The 19,923-nt window shown below is 67.1% G+C and carries 21 protein-coding genes; 6 read left to right on the top strand and 15 right to left on the bottom strand.

What is annotated here, in order from left to right:
• Positions 1–5: 5 nt before the first annotated feature.
• Genes ACMG4O_RS12445 through purM form a run of 4 tightly spaced genes read right to left on the bottom strand, consistent with a single transcriptional unit; the run spans position 6 to position 3,079 of the window.
• On the bottom strand, positions 6–722 hold the full coding sequence (locus tag ACMG4O_RS12445; protein WP_370201783.1) for a DUF3108 domain-containing protein: 717 nt from the start codon (positions 720–722) through the stop codon (positions 6–8).
• Positions 719–1,435 (bottom strand): DUF3108 domain-containing protein, encoded by a 717-nt coding sequence (locus tag ACMG4O_RS12440; protein ID WP_370201782.1) that lies wholly within the window; start codon positions 1,433–1,435, stop codon positions 719–721. The genes ACMG4O_RS12445 and ACMG4O_RS12440 overlap by 4 nt, the downstream gene beginning before the upstream one ends.
• Positions 1,386–2,036, bottom strand: a complete 651-nt coding sequence (gene purN, locus ACMG4O_RS12435; RefSeq protein WP_142949087.1) for a phosphoribosylglycinamide formyltransferase — start codon at positions 2,034–2,036, stop codon at positions 1,386–1,388. Before purN ends, ACMG4O_RS12440 begins: the two co-directional genes overlap by 50 nt.
• Entirely contained in the window at positions 2,033–3,079 is a 1,047-nt protein-coding gene (gene purM / locus ACMG4O_RS12430; RefSeq protein WP_370201781.1) for a phosphoribosylformylglycinamidine cyclo-ligase, read from the bottom strand. Before purM ends, purN begins: the two co-directional genes overlap by 4 nt.
• Positions 3,080–3,218: 139 nt before the next feature.
• On the opposite strand from purM, the gene ACMG4O_RS12425 reads away from it, so the two are divergent.
• Both ACMG4O_RS12425 and hda read left to right on the top strand, forming a co-directional pair.
• Entirely contained in the window at positions 3,219–4,298 is a 1,080-nt protein-coding gene (locus ACMG4O_RS12425) for a DUF2066 domain-containing protein (protein WP_414433874.1), read from the top strand.
• Between the two features lie 6 nt (positions 4,299–4,304).
• The gene (gene hda / locus ACMG4O_RS12420; RefSeq protein ID WP_142949084.1) at positions 4,305–4,994 is read left to right on the top strand and encodes a DnaA regulatory inactivator Hda; all 690 of its coding nucleotides are present in this window, start codon (positions 4,305–4,307) and stop codon (positions 4,992–4,994) included.
• Here hda and ACMG4O_RS12415 read toward each other — a convergent pair.
• Positions 4,972–5,292: a hypothetical protein gene (locus ACMG4O_RS12415; RefSeq protein ID WP_414433873.1), complete on the bottom strand. Its 321-nt coding sequence runs from the start codon at positions 5,290–5,292 to the stop codon at positions 4,972–4,974. The genes hda and ACMG4O_RS12415 overlap by 23 nt on opposite strands.
• A 141-nt stretch (positions 5,293–5,433) precedes the next feature.
• On the opposite strand from ACMG4O_RS12415, the gene sthA reads away from it, so the two are divergent.
• The gene (gene sthA / locus ACMG4O_RS12410; RefSeq protein ID WP_142949082.1) at positions 5,434–6,834 is read left to right on the top strand and encodes a Si-specific NAD(P)(+) transhydrogenase; all 1,401 of its coding nucleotides are present in this window, start codon (positions 5,434–5,436) and stop codon (positions 6,832–6,834) included.
• On the opposite strand, the gene smrA is transcribed toward sthA, so the two are convergent.
• The 3 genes from smrA to ACMG4O_RS12395 all read right to left on the bottom strand — a co-directional run bounded on the left by smrA (position 6,831) and on the right by ACMG4O_RS12395 (position 8,706).
• A complete protein-coding gene (smrA, locus tag ACMG4O_RS12405; RefSeq protein WP_370201778.1) occupies positions 6,831–7,424 on the bottom strand; it encodes a DNA endonuclease SmrA in 594 nt (197 codons plus the stop codon). The genes sthA and smrA overlap by 4 nt on opposite strands.
• A 237-nt stretch (positions 7,425–7,661) precedes the next feature.
• Positions 7,662–7,829, bottom strand: coding sequence for a hypothetical protein (locus ACMG4O_RS12400; RefSeq protein ID WP_414433872.1), 168 nt, complete (start codon positions 7,827–7,829; stop codon positions 7,662–7,664).
• 106 nt (positions 7,830–7,935) lie between these two features.
• Positions 7,936–8,706, bottom strand: coding sequence for a glutathione S-transferase N-terminal domain-containing protein (locus ACMG4O_RS12395; protein ID WP_255442497.1), 771 nt, complete (start codon positions 8,704–8,706; stop codon positions 7,936–7,938).
• Positions 8,707–8,948: 242 nt separating this feature from the next.
• Here ACMG4O_RS12395 and ACMG4O_RS12390 point away from each other — a divergent pair, with 242 nt between their 5' ends.
• Entirely contained in the window at positions 8,949–10,160 is a 1,212-nt protein-coding gene (locus ACMG4O_RS12390; protein ID WP_194856160.1) for an acetyl-CoA C-acetyltransferase, read from the top strand.
• Between the two features lie 24 nt (positions 10,161–10,184).
• On the top strand, positions 10,185–12,344 hold the full coding sequence (locus ACMG4O_RS12385) for a 3-hydroxyacyl-CoA dehydrogenase NAD-binding domain-containing protein (RefSeq protein WP_414433871.1): 2,160 nt from the start codon (positions 10,185–10,187) through the stop codon (positions 12,342–12,344).
• Positions 12,345–12,427: 83 nt separating this feature from the next.
• Here the strand turns inward: ACMG4O_RS12385 and ACMG4O_RS12380 are convergent, their stop codons facing one another.
• Genes ACMG4O_RS12380 through ACMG4O_RS12350 form a run of 7 tightly spaced genes read right to left on the bottom strand, consistent with a single transcriptional unit; the run spans position 12,428 to position 18,221 of the window.
• Complete coding sequence (locus tag ACMG4O_RS12380) at positions 12,428–13,735, bottom strand: MSMEG_0569 family flavin-dependent oxidoreductase (protein ID WP_414433870.1); 1,308 nt, start codon at positions 13,733–13,735, stop codon at positions 12,428–12,430.
• 25 nt (positions 13,736–13,760) lie between these two features.
• Complete coding sequence (locus tag ACMG4O_RS12375; protein WP_142949077.1) at positions 13,761–14,045, bottom strand: MSMEG_0570 family nitrogen starvation response protein; 285 nt, start codon at positions 14,043–14,045, stop codon at positions 13,761–13,763.
• Positions 14,026–15,048: a sll0787 family AIR synthase-like protein gene (locus tag ACMG4O_RS12370; protein WP_370186313.1), complete on the bottom strand. Its 1,023-nt coding sequence runs from the start codon at positions 15,046–15,048 to the stop codon at positions 14,026–14,028. Before ACMG4O_RS12370 ends, ACMG4O_RS12375 begins: the two co-directional genes overlap by 20 nt.
• Positions 15,045–15,587: an MSMEG_0567/Sll0786 family nitrogen starvation N-acetyltransferase gene (locus tag ACMG4O_RS12365; protein ID WP_335629776.1), complete on the bottom strand. Its 543-nt coding sequence runs from the start codon at positions 15,585–15,587 to the stop codon at positions 15,045–15,047. The genes ACMG4O_RS12370 and ACMG4O_RS12365 overlap by 4 nt, the downstream gene beginning before the upstream one ends.
• On the bottom strand, positions 15,584–16,729 hold the full coding sequence (locus ACMG4O_RS12360; protein WP_414433869.1) for an MSMEG_0568 family radical SAM protein: 1,146 nt from the start codon (positions 16,727–16,729) through the stop codon (positions 15,584–15,586). Before ACMG4O_RS12360 ends, ACMG4O_RS12365 begins: the two co-directional genes overlap by 4 nt.
• Positions 16,686–17,726, bottom strand: coding sequence for a Nit6803 family nitrilase (locus ACMG4O_RS12355; RefSeq protein WP_414433868.1), 1,041 nt, complete (start codon positions 17,724–17,726; stop codon positions 16,686–16,688). Before ACMG4O_RS12355 ends, ACMG4O_RS12360 begins: the two co-directional genes overlap by 44 nt.
• 12 nt (positions 17,727–17,738) lie before the next feature.
• Complete coding sequence (locus tag ACMG4O_RS12350; protein ID WP_142949073.1) at positions 17,739–18,221, bottom strand: MSMEG_0572/Sll0783 family nitrogen starvation response protein; 483 nt, start codon at positions 18,219–18,221, stop codon at positions 17,739–17,741.
• Between the two features lie 290 nt (positions 18,222–18,511).
• On the opposite strand from ACMG4O_RS12350, the gene ACMG4O_RS12345 reads away from it, so the two are divergent.
• On the top strand, positions 18,512–19,903 hold the full coding sequence (locus tag ACMG4O_RS12345) for a PLP-dependent aminotransferase family protein (protein WP_414433867.1): 1,392 nt from the start codon (positions 18,512–18,514) through the stop codon (positions 19,901–19,903).
• Positions 19,904–19,923 lie beyond the last annotated feature (20 nt).

The following is a 19,923-nucleotide window of genomic DNA, read 5'->3' as shown; positions in this document are numbered from 1 at the left end:
CCGGCCTAGTCGGGCGTGGGGCCGTTGTATTCGGTCATGATCAGTTCCCCGTGCAACAGCGCGCTTTCAATGTGGCGCGCTTTGACCACCATGTAGCCCACCTCCGGGGCCACCCAGAACAGGGTGCGGCGGCTCTCTTCCTTGTCTTCTTCCCGTTTCTTTTCCACCACCAGGGTGTCCAGATCGCCCATCGGCGTGTCGATGGTTTCCCGGTCGATAACGATGAAGTGATGCTCGCGGATATCGTCACCGTACACACTGGTGGCGCTGTATTCCTTGTCGCCGGTGGCGAACACGCAGCGCGCGCGCAGCAGCATGCTGAGCTCATCCAACGCCTGGTCGGGAATCGGGAAGGATTCGTCGCCGGAATCCGATTCGCTCACCGCCCGGCCCTGTTCCCAGTTGAAGTCGGTGTCGTGGTAACGGTGCTTGCCGAAGCCCTTGAACTCGTGGGTGTAGCGTTCGGTGCGGGGGGCGCAGTCGTTCCAGCGGAACCAGCTCTCCTCGCGGTTGTTGAGCAGCCAGGAGTGGGCTTCGAAGCGCATGTGGTAGCGGTCTTCGCCGCTGGCCGGCTCCAGCACCAGGTCGGCCTTGATCGGGGTGGGGATTTTGTTGACGTAGATGCGGTATTCGGCGGAGAAGGGCGGCAGCGAGGCGCCCGCCGCCAGGGCCGGTAACAGGCTTGCCGCCACCACCAGGGCCAGGCCGCTCAGGTATCTCATGGCAGGCTCTCCAGGTTCATGACGTGGCGGCCGTCGTCGTTTTCCTGCACCAGTTGCACCAGGGTGTAGTCGTTGCCGGGGGCGAACCACAGCCAGGTTTGCCGCTCGCTGTCCGCTTCGCGCAGCCGCCGCACCTTCACGGTGGCCACGTCCTCGCCGTCGATTTCCAGCGTTTCGCGGCCTTCCACCTGGAAGCGCTGCGTTTCCACGCCGCGCTCGTCGGCCACGTTGAGGGTGATGTCCCGGTCGCCCCGGGCCAGGCGACACTGCAGCGCCAGGGTCAGGGCGATCTTGTCGGTGGCCGGCTGGTCCACCGCGTAGCGGTAGGGCTCGTGCTCGGTGCGTTCGCTGGTGGCCTGCTTGTCCGTGATGCGCAACTCCGCCGCCTTGACCCGGCCCAGGCCTTCCCGGTGGTAGCCGTAGTAGTGGGTTACGGGCAGGCACCCCTGCCAGGTGAATACCGAGGTTTCGCGGATTTCGCCGAGAAAATTACTGGCCGACACTTCCATTTCCCAGCGCTCGCCGCCGGCCTTGGACAGCGTGCGCTGGGCGCCCACGGTGAACGGGAAACCGGCGGCTTTCAGCCGGTACTGGGTGTTGAAGCTCTCCACCGGAGATTCCGCCAAAGCCGGGGTCGCGGCCAGCAGGCCGGCGAGCAGCAGGCTAGCCGTGCGTGTCCATCTGAAAGCCCTGCGCGGGCAGGCGTTCGCCATCCAGTTCCACTCCCTGGTCGGTCATCTGTAAGCGCTGCTGCGCACGCCAGCGCAATACTTGAGGGTACAAGCGATGTTCTCGCGCTTGAACCTTTTCTGACAGGGTTTCGGCGGTATCGTTCGCCGCCACCGGGAAACGGGCCTGGGCGATCAGCGGGCCGCCGTCCAGCTCGTCGGTGACGAAATGCAGCGAGCAGCCGTGCTCGCGGTCGCCGGCTTCCAGCGCCCGGGCGTGGGTGTTGAGCCCCGGGTACTTGGGCAGCAGGGAGGGGTGGATATTGATCAGCCGGCCCTGATAGTGGCGCACGAAGCCGGGGCTGAGAATGCGCATGAACCCGGCCAGCACCACGGTATCGGCGCCGTGGGCGTCGATGCGTTCGATCATCGCCTGGTCGAAACTGGCGCGGTCCGGGAAGCCCCGGTGATCGATCGCCTGCGCCGGCACGCCGGCCCGCTCGGCGCGGGCCAGGCCGGCGGCGCCGGCTTTGTTGCTCAGCACCAGGCTGACCCGGGCGGGCAGTTCCCCGGCGTCGATGGCGTCAAGAATGGCTTGCAGGTTGGAACCGGTGCCGCTGATCAGCACCGCAAGCCGGTGGGTCATGACGCCAGGCCTTCCAGGGACACTTCGGGTTGGTCATTGTCGCTGGCGTGGATACCGCCGATCACGAAGGCGTTTTCGCCGCTGGCTTCCAGCAGCGCCAAGGTCTGGTCCACCTGTGCTTCCGGCACCACCACCACCATGCCTACGCCGCAGTTGAAGGTGCGGTACATTTCGTTGGTCGGCACCTGGCCCTGCTCCTGGAGCCAGCGGAACACCGCCGGCCACTGCCAGGACTGGGTGTCGATCACCGCCCGGGTGCCGTTGGGCAGCACCCGCGGCAGGTTTTCCGGCAGGCCGCCGCCGGTGATGTGCGCCAGGGCGTGCACCGGCACCTGCTTGATCAGCTCCAGCAGGCTTTTCACGTAAATGCGGGTGGGCGCCAGCAGGTGCTCCATCAGCGGCTTGCCGTCCAGGTCATCGGTGTCGTCGGCCTGCTCGAGAATACGCCGCACCAGGGAGTAGCCGTTGGAATGCGGGCCGGACGCGCCCAGGCCGATGATGGTGTCGCCGGGCGCCACCTTGCTGCCGTCGATGATGCCGTCGCGCTCCACCACGCCGACGCAGAAGCCGGCCAGGTCGTAGTCCTCGCCCTCGTACATGCCGGGCATTTCCGCGGTCTCGCCGCCGATCAGCGCGCAGCCGGCCTGCTCGCAACCCTCACCGATGCCGGAGACCACCCGCGCGGCGGTGTCCACGTCCAGCTTGCCGGTGGCGTAGTAGTCGAGGAAGAACAGCGGCTCCGCGCCGCCCACCACCAGGTCGTTGACGCACATCGCCACCAGGTCGATGCCCACGGTGTCGTGGCTGTCGTGTTCCATGGCCAGACGCAGCTTGGTGCCGACGCCGTCGGTGCCGGCCACCAGCACCGGGTTCTTGTAGCCCTCGGGCAGGGCACAGAGCGCGCCGAAGCCGCCCAGGCCGCCCATCACTTCCGGGCGCAGGGTTCGCTTGGCTATCGGGCCGATGCGCTTGACCAGGTCATTACCGGCATCGATGTCCACGCCGGCGTCGCGGTACGTCAGCGGCCGTTTTTGTTCGCTCATGGCAGGCTCCAGGAAGGTGAGGGCGCGCTATTCTAGCAACCGCCGTCCCTGCGGGGGAACCGGCGAGTGGATATTCGCCAGCGCCGGCCATATCAGTGATAATGTCGCGCCCTGAAGTTCTCTGATTCGGAATGGTTCGATGTATCGCTTGCTGTTAGGCCTGATTGTCGGGTTTCTGTGCGTTTCCCCCGTGTTCGCCGCCGATGCCGGCGAAGTGTCGGTGCCCCTGGAGGGCGAGCAACCACGGGGCGCGGAGGCCCGTGAGCAGGCACTGCGGCAGGGCCTGGAAACGGTGATCCGGCGGCTCACCGGCCGCGACCAGGTGGCGGATCTGCCCGGCGTCGCCGGCGTTCTCGAGGACCCGTCGCGCTGGTTGATGCGCTACGCCTACGACGGCGGCACGCCGCCGCGCCTGAACGCGGTGTTCGACGACCGCGCGCTGGTGCGCCATTTGTCCGACCAGGGCGCGCCGGTATGGAGCGGCGAGCGGCCGCCGGTACTGGTGTGGCTGGTATCGGAAGGCACTGGCCAGGGCCGCATGGTGGCGGCCGGCGACCCGCTGGCGGAAAAACTCACTTCGGCGGCGGCCCGCCGCGGCGTCTCCCTGACGCTGCCCGAGTGGGACCAGCGCGACCGGGACACGGTCGCCGTGGCCGATATTCGCGGCCGCTTCGACGGCCCGCTGCTGCAGGCTTCCCGCCGTTACGAGACCGACTGGGTGGCCACGGCGGTGCTCTATGACAGCGGCCAGGGCGGCGCCACCACCCTGAACTGGCGTTTGCTGCAGGACGGCGATGCCGTAGCCAGCAGCCGCGACCGCGCCGACGACAGCGGCGCCGCCCTGGACCGCCTGGTGGATGTGATCGCCGACCGCATCGCCGAGCGTTACTCGGTGCGTTCCGGCGCCGGCGACGGCGGCGATGGGGCCGACGATGGCGAGCCCTCCGAGCCGGCCGGCGACGCGTTGGTGGACCGCTCCGGCTGGATCACCGTGCGCGGCGTTCAAAGCCTGACCGACTGGCAGCGGCTGCGCCAGGCGCTGTCCGATCTGGGGCCGATGCGCTCGGTGGCGCTGCGGGTGGCCAGTGACGACCGGGTTCAGTTCGAGGTGGATTTCGCCGGCGGTCGCTCGCAATTGATACGCAGCGTCACCGGCGTGGAGGGGCTCAGCGAATGCGAGGAGCCGGCCGCCGAATCACCCACGTTCTGTTTCCGCTAGCCGCCCGTGACCGGTCAACTGCCCCTCGCCCTTGAGCTGCGCGAAGGCCACGCTCTGGAGAACTTCCACGCCGGGCCGAACCGCGCCGCCTGGGCCACGGTGTCCGCCGCCGGCGACGGCGACGAGCGTCAGGTGTTCGTGTGGAGCGCCGCCGGCCAGGGCCGCAGCCATTTGCTCGAAGGGGCGGTGCGCCGGGCCCAGGAGCAGGGCCGCGACGCCTGCCTGCTGCCCGCCGCCGAACTGCTGCCGTTGGTGCCGGACGTGCTGGAATCCATGGAGCAGTTTCAGCTGCTGGCGGTGGACGACGTGGATCTGTTCGCCGGCCACCGGGAGTGGGAGGAAGCGCTGTTCCACCTGTATAACCGGGTGATGGCCCTGGGCGGCACCCTGCTGTTCAGCGCCGGCGCATCGCCGGGCGGCGTGCCCTGGGGCCTGCCGGACCTGGCCACGCGGTTGGCCGCCGGCCCGGTGTTCCGGCTGCAGCCCCTGGAAGAGGACGACCTGGTGACCCTGCTGATCGAGCGCGCCAACGAGCGCGGCCTCAAGCTGGGCGGCGACGTGGCCCGCTTCATGGTGCTGCGCAGCGAGCGGGCGCCGGCGGCCCTGATTCAGCGGCTGGCCACCCTGGACCGGGTGGCCCTGGCCCGCCAGCGGGCGCTGACCATTCCTTTCGTCAAGGATGTGTTCGGCTGGTGACCGTGGCGCCGCGCGCCCGGTCCGGCTTGAGCAGCTTTCGGCGCAGCCCTTCCCAGACCAGAGCGCCGACCACCATGCTGATCAGAATCAGCACCAGTTTGGGCAGGCTCGCCAGGGTCCAGAACAGCACGTCGATGGAGGTGGTTTCCAGGTTCTGGGCGATCACGATCAACACCAGGATCAGCAGCAGGATCTGCAGCGCGCCCAGCGGATGACGGCGCAGCCAGCCGCCGGCGCCGCGCGCGGTGCGCCCCAGTGGGGACGATGAGTGCCGGGTGTCATGGGGGTCCGTTTCCATAGATCGGCTCCTTCGGTTCGCTGCGGGCAGTTCGCGTGCGGCGATACTGTAAAGAAGTTCCAGACTATCACGGTCTCGGTCAAGTATTTATCAAGGCGCCTCCCGGGGAGGCGCGGGCGATGCGGGAGGTAACAGCCAGTTATGGATATCAGCTCCGGATGGGATCTAGTGGTGCTGGGCAGCGGCCCGGCCGGGGAAGCCGCCGCCATGCAGGCGGCCAAAGGGGGCCTGCGCGTCGCCATGGTCGACCGTGACGACCAGATGGGCGGCAACTGCACCCACTGGGGCACGATTCCCTCCAAGGCGCTGCGCCACCAGGTGCGTCAGGTGGTGCGCTCGCAGCGCAACCCGTTGCTGCGCGGGCTGATCAGCCCGCGCCAGGTGCGCTGGCAGGATCTGATTCAGCGTTCCCGCGAAGTGGTGGACAGCCAGGTGCAGGTGCGCACCGATTTTTACGTGCGCAACCGGGTGCGTTTGTTTAACGGCCAGGGCCGTATCGAAAGCGCCGGTGAAGTGCGGGTGGACGACCAGGCCGGCCGCCAGTGGTCCCTGCGCACCCGCAACATTCTGATTGCCACCGGCTCGCGGCCGTACCGCCCGGCGGACGTGGACTTTGATCACCCGCGTATCTACGACTCCGACACCATCCTGGAAATGAAGCACACGCCGCGCAATATGATCGTCTACGGCGCCGGCGTGATCGGCTGCGAATACAGCTGCCTGTTCACCGGCCTGGGCATTCGCGTGGACCTGGTCAATAACCGTCAGCATCTGCTCGACTTCCTCGACGCGGAAATCTCCGACGCGCTCAGTTATCACCTGCGCGACCAGGGCGCCACTATCCGCCACAGTGAGGAATACACCCATATCGAGGCGGACGATGACGGCGTGACGCTGGTGCTGCGCTCCGGCAAACGGCTGCGCGCCGACGCCTTGATGTGGAGCAACGGCCGCTCGGGCAACACCCAGAACATCGGCCTGGAAAACCTGGGCCTCAAGCCCAACAGCCGTGGCCAGCTGGCGGTGGACGAGCGCTATCAGACGGAAGTGGCGGGTGTTTACGCGGTGGGCGACGTGATCGGCTGGCCGTCACTGGCCAGTGCCTCCTACGACCAGGGCCGGTTCTGCGCCCAGGGCATCGTCGAGGGCGGCCCGGTGAAACAGGTCACCGACGTGCCCACCGGTATCTATACCATTCCCGGCATCAGCTCCGTGGGCCGCACCGAGCAGGAGCTCACCGAGGCCCGCGTGCCCTACGAAGTGGGCCAGGCGTTTTTCAAGAATCTGGCGCGGGCGCAGATCACCGGCGAGCGGGTGGGCATGCTGAAGATCCTGTTCCACCGGGAAACGCTGGAAGTGCTGGGAATTCACTGCTTCGGTTATCAGGCCATGGAAATCGTCCATGTGGGGCAGGCGGTGATGCGCCAGCCCGCCCCCAACAACACCCTGCATTATTTCGTCGACACCACCTTCAATTACCCGACCATGGCGGAGGGCTACCGGGTGGCGGCGATCAACGGCATGAACCGGGTCAGCCGCTAGCGCTGGGCGCGGCTGCGTTCGTGGAAGAATTCCCGGGTTCTCTGGCTGGCGCTGGTGGACTTGCGCAGCAGCGCCAGCGTCACGCCGGCGCCGCCCCGGTTGGCCGGCGCGCTGTGAAACGCCAGCACCTGCTCGAACTGCTCCAGCCAGAACAGCACATAGCTTTTCAATAGCGCCGGGCGCTCGCTGTGCTCGCCCTTCCCGTGGCTGATCAGCACCGTGCGCAGCCCGTTCTGCTGGGATTCCTGGATAAACAGATAGACCCGGTCGCGGGCTTCCACCAAGCGTACCCGGTGCAGATCCAGGGTCGCCTGGGGCTCGTACTTGCCCAGACGCAGCTTGCGGTAGACGCCTTCCTGCACGCCGTTCTTCTTCAGACCGACAATATCGTAGGGGCCGGCCTGGGGGACCTGGTCGGGCAGGGTCAGCGGGTTGGGATCGCGGTCCGGGCGGGCCACCGCGGAGGCGCGGCGCAGGCGCTGGGTCAACGTGGGCTCACCGCGACGGAAGTCGCGCACCCGGTCGTCTTCCTTGAGAGGCGCCACACCGGTCATTTCCTGACGGAATAAATCATCGTCGAAGTCGGCCATGGCCCCTCTCCTGGAAAGAAGTTTCTGCTGAAAATCCTACCAAAACGACGGGAAAGTGGCATCAATGGGATGCCGTCCGGCCATCTCGCCGCCAAAATAGCTACGAAGCGGGGAGCGGGCTCTGTGCGAGCGGGCCTTGCCCGCGAAAGGCCGGCAAAGCCGGCCGGCGGGATTCCAGAGACCTTGCCGGGAGCTTCGCTCCCTTTCGCGGGCAGGGCCCGCTCCCACAAAGACCCGTCAGTGCGTGTCGCGCTGGGGTCGGGACCGTCCCGCGGGAGCCGGGTCGTCATCATCCAGGTGATGGCGCTGTTTCTTGGCTTCCCGTTTACGACGCTCCTTGTCGGCCCGCTCGTGTTCTTCCCGCCATTCCTGGGCGTCGTAGTCATCAAATTGGCGACGACTCATGTTCGGTACTCTCTATATCACAGTGGCTATGTTGCAATATCGATATCGCAATAAACTGAGTCTTATATAGCACCGAAAGCGGCCCCGGAGAAGGCCGCGTTGCGATTTAACGCGCGTAGGTTTCCTGCAGGTAGTCAAGAATCTGTCCGGACTCAAAGTGCTCCTCGCCGGTGTTGGGATCAATCAGATAGGGAATCGCCACGCGGCCGGTGCGGGCCACCAGTTCCTGGCGGTGGCGCTGGCTCGGCTGGTAGTCCATGTCCAGCGCCGCGCGCACCTGCGGCAGCAGCCAGTCCTGCCACTGATCGCGTCCGCACTGGCGCACCAGGAACGGCAGCTGCAGCTCGCACAGCCGCTCGCGCACCAGCCGCGCGAACGGGCTGGCCTCGAAGGAATACAGAATCAACGGTTCCTTGGCCGGCTCGCTGTCCTGGCTGCGCAGACCGCGCCCGCCACGCGGTAGCGAGGCGGCGAACGAACTGGCCGTGCGCAGGGTACGCAGACGCCAGGCGGCGGGTGCCGGGCGGCCGCCGTACTCGCGGTACAGGTAATCGATAATGTCGGCGGATTCGTACAGGTCCACGCCGGTATTCGGGTCCATCAAATACGGGAACAGCTGCTTGCCACCGAGCCTTTCCACCAGCGGCCGGTAGCGGTCGCCGCCCTTGGGGCAGGGGTAGATCAGCACGTCCAGGTCCAGGTCGGTGAGCGCTTCGCGCACCAGACGGCAGAACGGGCAGCCCTCCATGTCGTACAGCTCCAGCGGCTCGGCGGGTTGCCGGCCGGCGGGCCGGGTGGCGATGCCGCGGCCTTGCTGGGCCAGAGTGGAGGCCAGGGAACGGGCGACGTCCAGGGTGCGGGGCAGGGGTGAGGCCATGGGTAACTCCTTGATCGGTTGATGCTACGCTAGGGCCTGTCGCCCGGGCCCGCAATGGCCGTGCCGCCGCCGGCGCGGGCGTTATCGGAAAGGGCGTGTCCTTTCCGCTCAGGGCCTTTGAGCACTCCTGTCATTGTTGAGGCGCCGCCGGTGGGGCACTCTGAGCGCCTGATTTTCACAGGAGCCGGCGCGCCCGATTGGCGGGCGCCGCCGGCATTGGCCCAAGGCGAGAGGAAGGTTACATGACCGAAGCCTATATTTATGACGCTATCCGTACCCCGCGTGGCCGGGGTAAGCGGGACGGCTCACTGCACACCGTTAAACCGCTGGACCTGGTGGTCGGCCTGATCGACGAAGTTCGAGGCCGTTTCCCCGATATGGATGTGAACCGCATCGACGACGTGCTGCTCGGCGTGGTCACTCCGGTGGGCGACCAGGGCGCCTGTATCGCCAAGACCGCCGCGCTGGCGGCGGGCCTGCCCGATACCGTGGCCGGTTACCAGCTCAACCGTTTCTGCGCCTCCGGCCTGGAAGCGGTGAACACCGGTGCCCAGAAAGTCGCCTCCGGGTGGGACGATCTGATTCTCGCCGGTGGCGTGGAAGCCATGAGCCGCATTCCCATGGGCTCCGACGGCGGTGCCTGGGCCATGGACCCGATCACCAACTATGAGACCGGCTTCGTGCCGCAGGGCATCGGCGCCGACCTGATCGCCACCATCGAGGGCTTCTCCCGCCGCGACGTGGACGAGTTCGCCGCCGAGTCCCAGGCCCGTGCCGCCAACGCCTGGGAAAAGGGCTACTTCCAGCGCTCCGTGGTACCGGTGAAGGACCGCAACGGCATGACCGTGCTGGACCGCGACGAGCACGTGCGCGCCGGCACCACCGCCGACGTGCTGGGCAACCTGAACCCTTCCTTCGAAGTGATGGGCGAAATGGGCGGCTTCGACGCCGTGGCCCTGCAGAAATACCACTATGTGGAGAAGATCAACCACGTGCACACCGGTGGTAACTCCTCCGGCATCGTCGACGGCGCCGCCCTGGTGGTGCTGGGCAACGAGCAGGTGGGCAAGGACTACGGCATGAAGCCGCGCGGGCGCATCGTCGCCACCGCGATCAGCGGCGCCGACGCCACCATCATGCTCACCGGCCCCGCGCCGGCCTGCCGCAAGGTACTGAAGAAAGCCGGCATGACCGTGGATCAGATGGACCTGGTGGAAATCAACGAAGCCTTCGCCTCGGTGGCGATGCGTTTCATGCGCGACATGGGCCTCGACCACGACAAGGTCAACGTCAACGGCGGCGCCATCGCCATGGGCCACCCGCTGGGCGCCACCGGCGCCATGATCCTGGGCACCGCGCTCGACGAACTGGAACGCCGTGATAAGAAATTCGCCCTGTGCACCCTGTGCGTGGGCGGCGGCATGGGCATCGCCACCATTATCGAGCGTCTGTAAACCCAACGGATTCGGAGAAAGAATATGAGTGAATCAACCATCCGCTGGGAACAGGACGCGGATAACATCGTTACCCTGATCCTGGACGATCCCCAGCAGTCCGCCAACACCATGAACGAGCGCTACATGCGTTCCATGGAAGAGATGGTCGCCCGTCTGGAGAAAGAAAAAGACCAGATCGCCGGCGTCATCGTCACCTCCGCGAAAAGCACCTTCTTCGCCGGCGGCGACCTCAACGACCTGATCAAAGTGACCCCGGAACACGCCGCCGAATTCGCCAAGGGCGTGGAAGCCGGCAAGGCGCAACTGCGCCGCCTGGAAACCCTGGGCAAACCCGTGGTCGCGGCGCTCAACGGCACCGCCCTGGGCGGCGGTCTGGAAATCGCGCTGGCCTGCCACCGTCGTATCGCGCTGAACAATCCGAAAGCGCAATTCGGCTTCCCGGAAGTCAGCCTGGGCCTGCTGCCCGGCGCCGGCGGCGTGGTGCGCAGCGTGCGCATGCTGGGCATCCAGAACGCCCTGATGCAGGTGCTGATGCAGGGCCAGCGGCTGAAAGTGGAAAAAGCCAAATCCGTGGGCATCATCGACGAGGTGGTGGACAGCCAGGAAGAGATGCTGGCCAAGGCCCGCGAGTGGATCAAAGCCAACCCCAAGTCCAAGCAACCCTGGGACGAAAAAGGCTACAAGATTCCCGGCGGCACCCCCAGCACCCCGGCCATGGCGCAGAACCTGCCGGCGTTCCCGGCCAACCTGCGCAAGCAGCTGAAAGGCGCCAACTACCCGGCACCGCGCAACATCATGGCGGCCGCCGTGGAAGGCGCCCAGGTGAGCTTCGACGACGCCCTCACCATCGAAGGCCGTTACTTCGTGGAACTGGCCTGCGGCCAGGTTTCCAAGAACATGATCACCGCCTTCTTCTTTAACCTGCAGGCGATCAACGCCGGCGCCAGCCGTCCCAACGACGTGCCCAAGTTCAAGGCCGAAAAAGTGGCGGTGCTGGGCGCGGGCATGATGGGCGCGGGCATCGCCTACGTCACCGCGCGCTCCGGCGCCCAGGTGGTGCTCAAGGATATTTCCACCGAGAACGCCGAGAAGGGCAAGGCGTATTCCGCCAAGCTGCTCGACAAGGAAGTGTCCAAGGGCAAGATGAGCAAAGAGAAGAAAGAAGAAATTCTCGCGCGCATCACCCCCACCGCCGATCCGGCGGACCTGGAAGGCGTGGACTTCATCGTCGAGGCCGTGTTCGAGAACACCGAGCTCAAGCACAAGGTGTTCCAGGAAGTGGAAGACGTGGTCAAACCCGATGCGGTACTGGGTTCCAACACCTCCACGCTGCCGATCACCGGCCTCGCCAAAGGCGTGAAGAAGCAGGAAAACTTCATCGGCATCCACTTCTTCAGCCCGGTGGAAAAAATGCCGCTGGTGGAAATCATCCGTGGTGAAAACACCAGTGATGAAGTGCTCGCCAAGGTGTTCGACTACACCCTGCAGATCAAGAAGACGCCGATCGTGGTCAACGATTCCCGCGGTTTCTTCACCAGCCGCGTGATCGGCACCTTCATCAACGAAGCCATCGCCATGGTCGGTGAAGGCCAGAACGCCAACTCCGTCGAGCAGGCCGCCACCCAGGCCGGCTACCCGGTGGGCGCGCTCAAGCTGATCGACGAAATCAACATGAAGCTGTCGTTGAAGATCGCCGATGAGTACAAGGAAGCGGCCAGCAAAGGCGAAGGCGCCAACCAGGCCCATCCCGCCCTGGCGGTGATGGAGAAGATGGTTCGCGAACTGGACCGCCCCGGCAAGCTGGACGGCAAGGGCTTCTACGAGTATCCGGAAAACGGCAAGGCGCACCTCTGGCCGGGCCTGAAAGAACAGTTCGGAGAAAAAGAAGCGATTCCGTTCCAGGACATGCAGGAGCGCATGCTGTTCGCCGAAGCCATCGAAACCGTGAAGTGCTTCGACGAAGGCGTGATCGAATCGGTGGGCGACACCAACATCGGTTCCATCTTCGGCATCGGCTTCCCGGCCTGGACCGGCGGCGTGGTTCAGTACATGAACCAGTACGACGGCGGCCTGCGCGGCTTCGTGGCCCGTGCCCAGGAACTGGCCGGCACCTACGGCGAGCGGTTCACGCCGCCCAAGTCGCTGGTGGAAAAAGCCGAGAAAGGCGAAATCTTCAAGTAAGCCAACTCTGGCGGCGCCGTTCCCCCGGCGCCGCTGTTTTGTCCTGTTTTTATTTTTCGGCCCCGCCTTTTGGTGGGGCTTTTTTATGGCCGACAATTTTGTGTGGTGTTGTGGGAGCGGGCCCAGCCCGGCCCGCTCGCACAGAGCTCATCAGCCAGGTGGTCGACCACATGCTCGGCGTCCTCGGCGATGGCGTAGATGCGTCCGGAGCCCCAGGTGTGCTGCCAGGGCAGGCCCAGGAAGTAGAGGCCGGGGCTGGCGGTGACGCCGCGCTCGTGTTTCGGGTAGCCGCTGTCGTCGAAGGCGGCCGGCACCTTGATCCAGCTGAAATCCGGCGCGTAGCCGATGCACCAGATCACCGTGGTGATGCCGGTGGCGTCCAGGTCCAGGCGGGTGGGATGGTCCGGTGCCGGCTCCCACACCGGGCGGTAGGGCGCTTCCGGCGGCGCGTCGATGTTGTGCCGCGCGATATGCTCGTCGATGCCGGCCTTGATGCGGGCGTTGGTGGCGTCGGCGTTGTCGAGGTTTTCGGTCAGGTCGTGGCCAAACAGAATCCGGCCGCCGGCCACGTCTTCCAGGCGCCCGTACAGGCGCATGCCTTCCAGGGCGAAGCGGCGCAGATCAATGTCGCGGCCGCCGTCGCGCCCGGTGACGTAGTGGTTGGCCTTGGCTTTGACCTGATCCTCGCTGAGGTGCTCGCGCACCGGAATGCGGTAGTGGCCCATGTCGTCCAGCCAGGCGACCACGTCGCGGCCCCGGTAGAAGCGCGAGACCCGCGGCGCGGGGCCCACCGCCAGGTGCACCTCGCGGCCGGCCAGGTGCAGGTCCTCGGCGATCTGGCAGCCGGACTGGCCGGTGCCCACCACCAGCACCGGTCCCTCGGGCAGGGCGTCCGGATTACGATAGGCGGAGGCGTCCAGCTGGGTCAGGTGGTCGGGCAGGGCGTCGGCGCAGGGCGGCACCTTGGGCTGGTGGTAGACGCTCACCGCCATGATCACCCGGTCGGCGCTCAGCGCGCCCCGGTCGGTGCGCACCCGGTAGCCGCCGCCGGATCGCGGCGTGACCTCCTGCACGGTGACGCCTTCCCGCAGCGGCGGCGAAAAGGCGGCCCGGAAGCGCTCCATCCAGGCGACGATCTGGTCCTTGACCATGAAGCCGTCCGGGTCGTCGCCGTCATAGGGGTGGCCGGGCAGCCGGCACTGCCAGTTCGGCGTGACCAGGGAGAAGCTGTCCCAGCGTTCGTTTTTCCAGGCGTGGAAGGCCTGGTGCTTTTCCAGCACCAGATGGTCGATGTCATGGCGGCACAGCCAGTAGCTGGCGGACAGGCCGGCCTGGCCGCCGCCCACCACGATCACCGGGTAGTGCTGTCCTGCGAAAAAGGGCGTGGTCATGGTGGCTCCTTTTATTGATTAAGTGTCAGCCAATACGGGTGACGGTGACGCGGGCGTCCTCGACACCGGCGAACTGCCGGCCCCGGGTTTCGATCGCCAGCAATTGGGTTTCCGCGCTGCTGCAGCGGAAACCGAACTTTTGTTCCACCCGGTCCGCGGCCAGGGTCAGCGCCTCGCGGCTGAGGCGCAGGAATTCCGGCAGCGGGTAGTCTTCGCCGCTGCGCAGATAGTCGTGGATCACGGTGGAAGGGGAATAACAGTGGCTTTCGCTCTGGTCCGGCCAGCGGACGTCAAAATGCACTTCGGGCATGGTGGGCTCCAGGCTCGGGTTGAATAGCGGATTGAAGGGCGGGCGCGCCGATAAAAGGGGTGCGCCCCAGGTCCCAGAACAGGCCGGCTTCTTCCTCCAGGGAGAGGGTGAGACGGTGGCCGGGGTGCACCCGGCCCACGTCGGCGATCGCCAGATCGCGCTGGCGGAACAGGCCGGTGACCGCGTCGCGGTGGGCCTCGGGCACCGCCAGCACGAAGCCGTAGCTGGGGAAGGTGCTCAGCCAGCGCGCCAGGGGCACATCGGCGGGCCGGGGCAGGGCGTTCAGTGCCAGGTGGCCGCCCACGCCGGAGCACTCCAGCAGCATCAGGGTGGTGCCCACGAAGCTGGCCATGCTGATGTCCTTGGCGGCGCGGCACAGGCCGCGCTCGGCGATCAGCGGCAACAGCTCCAGGTCGCCGCGCAGCCGCTCGCCGGGGGCGTCGCTGCTGGCGTCCCAGTTGTGGCTGTCCGGTTCGCCGGGGGCGGCCGGCCGATAGGCGCCGCGCAGGTCGCAGGCGACCATCAAATGGTCGCCGGGCCGGGCATCGAAACTGGTGAGCAGGCGTTTGGCGCGGCCGATAATGGCCACCGACAACTGCGCCCGATCGTTGTGGGCGTTGCTGTGGCCGCCCACCACCGGCACCTGGTATTTGCCGGCGGCCCGGCGCAGCCCCGCCATGATCGCGTCCGCCTGATCGGCGCCGGCGCTCCACAGCGCGTCCACCACCGCCGTGGGCCGGCCGCCCATGGCGTAGATGTCGCTGACGTTGACCATCACCCCGCAATAGCCGGCGAAATCCGGGTCCCGCGCCACGAAGCCGTTGAGGAAGCCTTCAATGGCGAACAGCAGGTAGCCGTCGCCGTCGGCCAGGACGGCGCAGTCGTCGCCCACCGGCACGGCGCCGTGCGCGGCCTCCAGGTCGCGCAGCATCGGCGCGATGTCCTGCTTGTGCTGGAACGCCGGGCTGTCACGCAGGGCGTCCATCAGGGCGGTGAGGGTCATGAGGCCCTCCTGCCCACCGCCACCAGCGGCAGGGTGCCGCCGTGCACCGGCGGATAGTGGGCCAGATCGGCGCGCATCAGCACGTGCGGCCTGCCGTGCAGGTCGAGACTACGCAGGGTGCGCCAGTGCAGGCTTTCGAACAGCGCCTGGTTGGCGGCCTGCACGGTGGCGAAAAAAGCGTTACAGCCGCGCGCATGGGCGCTGCCCACCGCCAGCCGGATCAGGGCGCTTCCCAGATGGGCGTCGCGCCGGTAGCCCGGCGCCACCGCCAGCCGGGAGCCGTACCAGATGCCGGGCCGGTCGCTGTGGATGCGCACCGTGCCGACCACCTCGTCCGGGCCGCCGGCCAGGTAGGAGAGCGCCACCAGGGTGGTGGCGTGTTGGTCCAGGGCGTCCCGGTCGTGGTCCTGGAACAGCCCCTGCTCCTGGCAGAACACGCGGCGGCGCAGGGCGGCGGCGGCACGCTGCTCCCAGGCCTGGTCCGCCACTTTGACGGCGTACTCCCGGGGGCGGAACGGGGTGACCGGTTCCAGGATCATGGCAGGCTCTCCAGATCAGCGGGCACCTGGTCGGAGGCGTCCTCGAAGGTCGACAGCGACGAGCAGGCGCCGCAGCGTCCGCAGCCGGCCTTGATGTCACGGGAACGCAGGTCGCCGTCGCGCAGCATGGTCGCCAGCGGTTCCAGGATGCTGGCCATGTGAGCGGACGACGGCGACGGATGGTTCGCCAACGGTGTGCCGGAGATCGGCACGAACGGCACCACGAACGGGTAAACGCCCAGCTCGATCAGCCGCCGGCAAAGCGCCAGGGTGGTTTCCGGGGTGTCGCCCAGTCCGGCCAGCAAATAGGTGCTGACCTGGCCGCGCCCGAACACCGCCACCGCCTCGGCGAAGGCGTCCATGTACTGCGCCAGGCTCACCGAGGCCTTGCTGGGCATGATTTTTTCGCGCAGCGCCGGGGTGGCGATTTCCAGGTGCATGCCCAGGCTGGCCACGCCGCTGTCGCGCAGGCGCTGGAACCAGGCCGGGTCATCCGGCGGTTCGCACTGTGCCTGGATCGGCAGGTCCACGGCGGCGGTGACGGCGGCGGCGCTGTCGCACAGGATGCGCGCGCCCCGGTCCCGCAGGTTGGGGGTGCCGGTGGTCATCACCATGTGCTTGACGCCGTCCAGCGCCACCGCCGCCCGCGCCACCTCGGCCAGTTGCGCCGGGGTTTTATGGGCGATGGTGCGGCCCTCCTTGAGCGACTGCTCGATGGCGCAGAACTGGCAGGAGACCTTGCGGTTGTTATAGCGGATGCAGGTTTGCAGCACGGTGGTGGCGAGCACGTCCTTACCGTGCAGGGTGGCGATGTGCGAATAGGGCACGCCGTCGTCGGTGCGCAGGTCGTAAAAGCGCGGTGTCGGGGTGAACGCCAGCCGGGCGATTTCCCGGCCCTCCCGGGACAGGGCGGCGCCGCCGTCGTCGCCGGCGGTGCCCAGGCTGTACGGTGACTGATCGGCGCCGGCGGTGTGCACCGGGATCATCACCACCCGGCCATCGATCGATAGCGCCTTGTGGTCCGAGGGGCCGGCGCCGCCGCGCCGGCTGGGGGCGCCGTGGCCGGCGTCCTCCAGGCGTACGCCGCGGGTCTGCAGCTCATTGATGAGCTGTTCGGTGGACAACGCTTTGCTCGCGGTCATCGCTATCGCTCCTCTCGGACGGAGATTGGAAAGTGGCCACGGTGGGCGCCTGGTCGTCCGGTTTCGGGACGTCGTGCCAGGTGGCCGCCGGCCGTCGGTCGATCATCAGGCTGAGCAGTTCCGGGCGGGCGTAGTGGCCCACCGAATCCATCATCCGTTTGCGTTTCAGAATCAGCGCCATGTCCAGGTCGGCCACGCACAGGCCTTCGCCTTCGGTGACCGGCTCACCCAGTACCTTGCCTTCCGGGGACACGATCATGGTCATGCAGCCGCCGCGCAGGGCCTTTTGCTGGGCCGGGTCGTCGGTGATCGATTCAATCTGGTGGTCCTCCAGCCAGCCGGTGGCGTTGACCACGAAACAGCCGGATTCCGCCGCGTGGTGGCGCATCGCCGCCTCGATCTGGTCGGCGAACACCTGGCCGACCATGGAACCGGGAAACTGGGCGCAGTGGATTTCCTCGTGCTGGGTCATCAGCGCGTAGCGGGCCAGGGGGTTGTAGTGTTCCCAGCAGGCCAGCGCGCCGATGCGCCCGACGCCGCTGTCCACCACCTTCAGGCCGCTGGCGTCGCCCTGGCCCCAGATCATGCGCTCGTGGTAGGTGGGCGTGATCTTGCGGCGCTTGAGCAGCAGGCGGCCGTCGCGGTCGAACACCACCTGGGTGTTGTAGAGCGTGCCCCGGTCCCGTTCGTTGACGCCCAGCACCACCACCATCGAATGGCGGGCGGCGAGGGCGGCGACCCGGTCCAACTCCGGGCCGGGCACCGTCACCGCCTGTTGGTAGAGGGCAAGGTGGTCCGCGCCGGAGAACGCCGGGGCGCGCACGAACGAAAAATACGGGTAGTAGGGCAGCAGGGTTTCCGGGAAGACGATCAGTTGCACGCCCCGCCCGGCGGCCTCCTCGACGGTGGCGCACACCTTGTCCAGCGTGCCCCCGGGGGTGCGCAGGTCCGGCGCGATCTGCGCCGCCGCCGCCCGTACCGTTGCGGCTTCGTTCATGGCGCCGCTCCCTCAGGTGGTCCAGGTGTCGAGGATGAAGGCGCCGTCCCGGCGGTGCAGCAGCACCAGGTCCAGCACGTCCAAGGGATTGATTGGTCTGATCCCCTCAATCAATGAAGGCTCGCCGTGGCCGTACAGCGCCTGAAGCGCGAACCGGCAGGCGTACACCTTGCCGCCTTCCCCCATGAACTTGGTGATCTGGTTGTTGACCGCCATATGGCCGGGGAACGCCTCGTCGCCCAGGGTCGGGAAGCCACGCTGCACGCCCAGGGTGACACCGGGGCCGTACAGCAGCACCGAGGTGTCGAACCCTTTGCGCTGCAAGCGCGTGGCCTGCAACATATTGACCAGCCCGATGGACCCTTCGAACGCCACGGTATGGAAGGTCACCAGGGCTTTCTCCCCCGGCTCCGCCTTGACGTCCTCGAACACCTTTTCTTCGTAGTCGACGAAAAAATCGCCTTTCTGATGCGCTGCTTTCTCTACGGTGGGCATAACCGTCTCCCATGCTTTGAGGATGCTTTTGAGGTTGATCGAAGGCGACGCCCAGGGTCGCGCTCCGTAACCGTTCAATTGCAATCAATATGCCAACCAATAGATGAAATGATTGATTGGTCCCGGTCGCTGTGGCTCAATGGGCGGCGAATCCCGTGGTGCCGCGAGCCACCGACCGGCGGGCAACCAATCAAAGCGCCGGGCGGCGCCCACCCTGGTGAGCGACACTGGTGCACGGGGTGGTTCCGATCAGTGCGAAAAGGCGCCGCCACATGGCGCGGAGTGAGTCCATGACCTCTTCCCAGGAGGCCTGGCGACCGGTTCTCAAGAACAGCGGCCAGCCAGTCTATATTCGTATCGCCGACGCCATCGGCGACGACATCCTGGCCGGCCGGCTGGGGGTCGGCGAGCGTCTGCCACCGCTGCGGGATCTGGCCGAAACCCTGCAACTGAACTACGCCACCGTGTCGCGGGGCTACGGCGAGGCGCAGCGCCGTGGTCTGATCTATTCGCGGGTCGGGCAGGGCTCCTTCGTGTGCCGGCCGGGCCGCGCCAGCCGCCGCAGCGCCAGCGCCGACCGGGCGGTGGACATGACCATGAACCTGCCGCCGGAACCCCGCGACCCGCTGCTGCGCGAGCGCATGGAAGCCGGGCTGCGCGCCCTGGGGCCGGACCTTCAGCCGTTGATGCGCTACCAGGAATTCGGCGGCTCCATGGAGGACCGCGAAGCGGCGGTGGCCTGGCTGGAGCGGCGCCCTTTGACGGTGAGCGAGGACCGGGTGCTGGTGTGCCCCGGGGTGCAAAGCGCCTTGCTGGCGGTGCTCGGCAACCTGGCCCGGCCCGGCGACGTGGTGCTGTGCGAGGCGCTGACCTACCCGGGGCTGCGGGCCATCGCCGGGCAGCTGGGCCTGCGTCTGGTGGGGGTGCCGCTGGACGACGACGGCATTGATCCGGACGCGCTGGCGAAGCTGTGCGCGGAACATCATCCCAAGGCGCTGTACTGCAATCCGGTGCTGCTCAACCCGGCGGCGGTGACCTTGAGCGACGAGCGCCGCCACCGGGTGGTGCAGATCGCCCGCCGTCATAATCTGCCGATTATCGAGGACGACGCCTACGGCCTGCTGCCCAGCCACCGGCCGCCGGCGTTGGCGGCGCTGGCGCCGGAACTGACCTATTACCTGTGCGGATTCAGCAAGTCGTTGGGGGCGGGGTTGCGCATCGCCTATCTGGCGTTGCCCTCGGCCCGGTTGCGCTCGCGGCTGGCGGTCACCCTGCGCGCCACCACGGTGATGGCGTCGCCGATTACCGCGGCGCTGGCGTCCTGCTGGGTCCAGGACGGCACCGCCGACCTGGCTCTGACGCTGACCCGCCGCGAGTCCCAGGCGCGCCAGGAACTGGTCGCGGAGATCCTGACCGGCGCCGACTACCGGTCGCACCCGGAGGCCTTCCACGTCTGGCTGCGGATGCCGCCCGCCTGGAGCCGGGTGGCGTTCGCCGCGCGGCTGCGCGCCCAGGGCATCAATGTGGTGGTCAGCGACGCCTTCGCGGTCAACGGCAAGCCGCCGGAAGCGGTGCGGCTTTGCCTGGGCGGCCCCGCCAGCCGCCAGGATCTGGGCCAGGCCCTGCATGTGATCGCCGACGCCCTGCAACAGCCGGGCGCCGCCAGTGCCGGCTTTTTCTGAGCGGTCCGTACTTTCGGAGG

This window comes from Alloalcanivorax venustensis, assembly GCF_047495515.1.
GTDB lineage: Bacteria > Pseudomonadota > Gammaproteobacteria > Pseudomonadales > Alcanivoracaceae > Alloalcanivorax > Alloalcanivorax venustensis.
The sequence above is the reverse complement of the archived record's forward strand: the minus strand, read 5'-3'. Positions and strand labels throughout refer to the sequence as shown.